Consider the following 5439-nt stretch of genomic DNA (forward strand, 5'->3'; position numbering starts at 1 on the left):
CAACTTTGTTAAAGCTGTTAAATCAAGGAGATTTTCAGGGTGCGGCCGACCAATTCCCGATTTGGAATAAGGCAGGGGGTCAAGAATTAGAAGGATTGACGCGGCGGCGTAAGGCAGAGAGAGCTTTGTTTTTAGGGGAAGATTGGACAGTTTTTTAGATGTCGCTCCCACAGTGAAGTCATATCTACAAGAAAGGAACAAATAAGCAACTCCACAAAATGTGAGATAAATATGGCTAACGCACCAAATTCAACCGACTCAAAGTTTTACGCATTACTGATCGGGGTAGACTGCTACCTGCCTAATCAGTTGTATAAAAATCTTAAGGGATGTGTGCGAGATATTAACCTTGTTGCAGACTATCTCCTGAAGACACTCGAAATTCCCTTCGAGCAAATTTTCAAGTTAACCTCTCCTAATCCTGACACTATTGAGGCAATTCAAACGCCAGACATTCTGCCAACTTATAAAAATATCGTGGAGAATTTTCAGATTATTACGGAATTTGCTCAGCCTCAAGATCGAGTTTACATTCACTATTCCGGGCATGGAGGACGTGCAGCAACTATCTATCTAGAAATCAAAGGAGAGGGACAAAATGATGAGGGAATTGTCCCCATGGATGTAGGTGAATCTGACGGATATTATTTGCGCGATGTAGAATTGGCGACACTCCTCAAACGCATGACTGATAAGCAACTTATTGTCACTGTTGTTTTAGATAGTTGTCATTCTGGAGGGGCGACGCGAGGCGATTGCGATATTCGAGGTTCAGAGTCGGCAGATTTTGCAACACGTCCCGAAGATAGTGCTGTTGCTTCCCGCGATGAACTGATTAGGAATTGGCAGATATTGAGTGAGGGAAATGGTTCTTCATCAGCATGGTTGCCGCACTCAAAAGACTATGTTCTGCTAGCCGCTTGTCGTCCGACTGAGTATGCTTTTGAGTATAACGTTAATGGGAAAGAACGACATGGAGCCCTGACTTACTGGATGATCGATACTCTGGCAAGCACGACTTCAGGTATAACTTATAAATCGCTGTACGATCGCATAAACGCTAAAATTCAGAGCAAGTTTCCCGCTCAAATGCCCATGTTGCTCGGCGAGGGCGATCGCTTAGTCTTTGGGAGCGATCGCGTTTCTACCCAGTATGCTGTAACAGTGATGCAGGTAAACGAAAACCAGAAGCAAGTCACATTAAATGCAGGACTCGCTCAAGGATTGAGCAGCGGTACGCGATTTGCAATTTATCCGCTACACACAGCAGATTTTTCCAATAAGCAGCAACAACTGGCAATTATTGAAATCACAGAAGTTGAAGGGTTTACTTCCCAGGGTAAAGTTCTAGAAGCTGACATTGGTGGGATGATAGTTAAAGGACAGATTGAGCAAGGTGCTCCAGCAGTTATGGTATCTGCACCTGTCGATTTGGTGCGTCGAGTGCGCTTGTTTGACCAAAAACAAGTCGGTGACAAAGAGCATGAATTGCCGGCAGAGTTAGCAGGAAAGCAAACGCCTGTTTTAGAAGCTGTGCGTCAAGCTTTAGTAGATAATGGTTGGCTTCTTGAATTACCACCGAATGACGAGCGAGAAGCTCACTATCAAGTTGCGGTTGGCCGCAATGGCGAGTACGAAATCTGTAGTGGAATGCCTCTTAAAAATCTCAGGCCACCACTTGCGATCGATCATCCTGATGCGGCAGTAACTTTAGTCGCTCGTTTAGTTCATTTAGCTAAATATCAGACTGTTCAGGAACTCGACAATCCCGCTTCCGAACTGGCAGACTGTATTGAATTTGAATTGTGTGATGCCAATAAACAACCCTTCCCTAGTTCAAGTAACATTACCCTAGAAAATCGAGAAGTAGTGTTCCTTCGGGTCAAAAATACTTCCTCCCAAACACTTAATATTGCCGTACTCGATCTAGAGCCTACTTGGGCTATTTCTCAAATTCCTATTAAAGGAATTCCAGCACCTTTTTACCAACTACAAAGCCGAGAAGAGTTATTTATCGGACGCATACGCCCTAGAGTTCCAGAAGGCAAAGGTTACGAGCAAGTGACAGAAACACTCAAACTATTTGCAACTCGCGGATTGGCTGATTTTCGATGGCTAGCGGTAACTCCTCTGGATGAGGAATTTGACAAGAAGGGAAATCTAAATCAAGAACTAGAAAACCTAGCCAAAGAGTTTACCCAAAGGGGAGAAGCACACAGCATTAGTCCTGTCAATAATCTTTTGACTGCGATCGGTTCTGATGTTGATAATCCGCCTACCCTAAACCGTGCAATGGTTTATGAACCAGATCCTAATTCAGAGTGGGTGGTAAAGCAGATACGGATCGCTATCAAACGATAGTAAATCAGTAAAAATATCATGATTAGGAATCAGGCTACTAAACAAACCCGGTTAATTAAAAAATATTGTTTGTAGAGGATAAATTTACGAATAAACCGGGTTTCTGAACAGCATGATGAGCGTCCAGATGATCTAAGTTTTGCACCAAAATATACGGCTGGGTTAAATCTATGAAAAAAATCCTAATTTTAGCATCCAATCCCAGAAAAGACCTGAACCTAGATCGAGAAATTCGAGACTTAAATAAGGTAATAAAACGCCAGGGAAAAGATGCTCAATTTGATGTACAAATTGAGTTAGCAGTGCGTCCAGAGGATTTACAGGAGCTATTCTTAGAGCATGAACCGCTAATTATCCATTTCTGCGGACATGGAACTGGAGAACAAGGTTTGGTACTACAAAATGATGCTGGACGGGAACAGTTAGTCAGTACAAATACTTTCTCCAACTTACTTGCGCTTCATGGTAAGATTCAATGCGTTTTGCTGAATGCTTGCTACTCAGAAATACAGGCTAAAGCTATCATTGAGCATATTAACTTTGTGATTGGGATGAGCCAAGAAATTCGAGATGATGCTGCGATCGCTTTTGCAACTGGCTTTTACCAAGCATTAGCTTATGGAAAATCAATAGAGGAGTCTTACAAGCATGGCTGTGTTGCGATTCAAATTAAGATTCCCGAAAAAATTACTTCTGGTTCGCGCAATCTCGAAGGAACTCGCAAGTTTGAACTGATCGATCCGATTGCAGAAGCTATTGTCATACAAGAACATTTAAAGCCTGTTCTCATGAAAAAATCAGAACTGGCTAGAATTCCCGAATATCAAGCAACAACTTATTTAGATAATTCATCGGATTTTAGAGAAGCAGTAAAAGCAGAAATTGCCCGCAAACGATATCGAGAACAAGCAAGAGAAGTTTGGGATTATTTTGGACGAGTTCCTGCTAGAGTTCAACCGCTGACCCAACGAGAATATCGTTACAGACAGGCTTTACTGAATCGAGTCAAGGATTCCTGGATCAAAGGATTTTTATCCAACGCTCTGCATACCCAGGTTCTGATTGAATGCAAGACAAAAGAACGTCCTGATGCCGTTCAACGTCCATTTGATGATGTAGATGATATGCCTGTAGAACTCGATGAATCCTTTGAAGAACTACAGGAAACAGAAATTTATGCAGAAATGGGGACAGGTAAAACTCTGCTGATTTTAGGGGAACCAGGAACCGGAAAAACAATTACTCTCCTGAAGATAGCACATCGCTTGGTTGCTCGCAGCGAACAAGATTTAAGCCAGCCTATTCCAGTAGTATTTACCCTGTCATCTTGGGGAAATAAGCGACAGACTATTGCTGAATGGTTGGTAGATGAACTCAATAATAGATATAAAATTCCTCCATCTTTAGGTAAAATTTTGATTGAACAGGAAGAACTAATTCTGCTGTTGGATGGTTTAGATGAAATTGCCGAAAAATATCGCAATGCTTTTGTTCGTGCTTTGAATCAATTTATCGAAACTCATGGCGTTACTGACATCGTTGTGTGCAGTCGCGTTCGAGAGTATGATGCTCTATCAGAGCGTTTAAAGCTATGCAGTGCGATTTGCATTCAACCGTTAACTTCCGAACAAGTTTACCAATATTTAGATGAAGCTGGAAACCAACTTATCCATTTAAAGAATCTGCTAAAACAAGATACTGAATTAGAGGTATTTGCCAGAAATCCTTTGATTTTGAGTGTGATGAATTTGGCTTATCGGGATTGTTCGCGGGCAGAGCTTTTAAATCAACTTAGCTCACGAGAGCAACGCTATCAACGCTTATTTGAAACTTATATTAAACGGATGTTTCAACGGGGTAAAAAAGTTAAGCCCTATTCCGATCGGCAAACGAAGCGATGGCTGCATTGGTTGGCAAAAGGCATGGTTAAATCGTCAGAAACAGTATTTTTAATTGAGCAATTACAGCCGAGTTGGTTACATACTAACTTTCAAATAAATATTTATTATAAAATTGGTGTTTTGCTGCTGACAGTGTTAATGTCTGGGCTAATTTGTTTGCCAATTGGGATGATTATTTGGTGGCTCGACTATCTGTCGGGAATAAAGCATGAACTGATTCTAGTTCTGATTCCTGTAGTGAGTAAAGGAATGACTGCGGGATTTATCTTTGGGTTGATTGTGGCGCTGGCAAAATTAGAAATTAAACCAGTGGAAAGCATAAAATGGTCTTGGCAGGAAGCGAGAAAAAGTCTAACTTACGGGCTAATTTTTGGAGTAATTTCTGGGCTAATTTTTGGAATACAAACGGCGCTGGTTTTTGGAAATCCTGCTTCTGCTAATATGCTCGGAGCGTACAAATTACTCGGAACACAGAGAGCAGCGCTAATAACAGCGTTAGCTCAGGGGTTGTTTGGAATACTAATTTATTGTTTGAGTCGGGGCTTTAGAGGCCCAGAAATAGATACCAGAATTTTCCCGAATCAGGGTATCTGGAAATCTGCTAGAAGCGCGGGGTTATTGGGGCTGTTAGGAGGACTGGTAGTAGGGCTGCTACAAGGGTTGCAAGGAGGGTTAATAGTAGGCCCGATGGTAGGAATAACCGGATTTATGGCAGTAATTCCAGCTCTGGGAGGAGGTTTGTTTTATGGATTATTTCTAGGGCTAATTTTTGGTGGGAGTGCCGCCTGCATTCAACACTTGACTTTACGTCTCATCCTTTACTTTCACAAATACGCTCCCTGGAACTATGCTCGCTTTTTAAATTATGCTGCTGACTGTCTTTTTCTGCAAAAGGTTGGGGGTGGATATATCTTTGTTCACCGGATGTTGCTGGAACATTTTGCTGGGATGAAGCTGGATTAGAGTTGGATTGGAAGTTGGGCGATCGCATTCTAACAAAAAACAAGCGCCCAAACTCTTCTTCCCTCACAACAGTCAGCCCTAGGGAAGGGTGGCGAATCGCCCCAGCAATAAAAACTACTCATACTAACGATATAATCTTACAAAAAAATTCAACCCAAAGGAGCCTTAACTAATGACACACTTCGGCATTCTCTGTCCACCAGTCACTGGCCAC

3 protein-coding genes are annotated in these 5439 nt (G+C 42.0%); all 3 read left to right on the forward strand.

The annotated features are described in order from the left end of the window. The first annotated feature begins 5 nt into the window (after positions 1-5). The 3 genes from QT974_RS30515 (at position 6) to QT974_RS30525 (ending at position 5225) form a co-directional block, all read left to right on the forward strand. A complete protein-coding gene (locus QT974_RS30515; protein ID WP_333472126.1) occupies positions 6-158 on the forward strand; it encodes a lysozyme in 153 nt (50 codons plus the stop codon). Between the two features lie 73 nt (positions 159-231). Continuing rightward, a complete protein-coding gene (locus QT974_RS30520) occupies positions 232-2361 on the forward strand; it encodes a caspase family protein (protein ID WP_333472124.1) in 2130 nt (709 codons plus the stop codon). A 170-nt stretch (positions 2362-2531) separates the two neighbouring features. Further along, the gene (locus tag QT974_RS30525) at positions 2532-5225 is read left to right on the forward strand and encodes a CHAT domain-containing protein (protein ID WP_333472125.1); all 2694 of its coding nucleotides are present in this window, start codon (positions 2532-2534) and stop codon (positions 5223-5225) included. The last annotated feature ends 214 nt before the right edge of the window (positions 5226-5439 follow it).

This window comes from Microcoleus sp. BM001215392 (assembly GCF_036700185.1).
Classification (GTDB): domain Bacteria; phylum Cyanobacteriota; class Cyanobacteriia; order Cyanobacteriales; family Microcoleaceae; genus Microcoleus.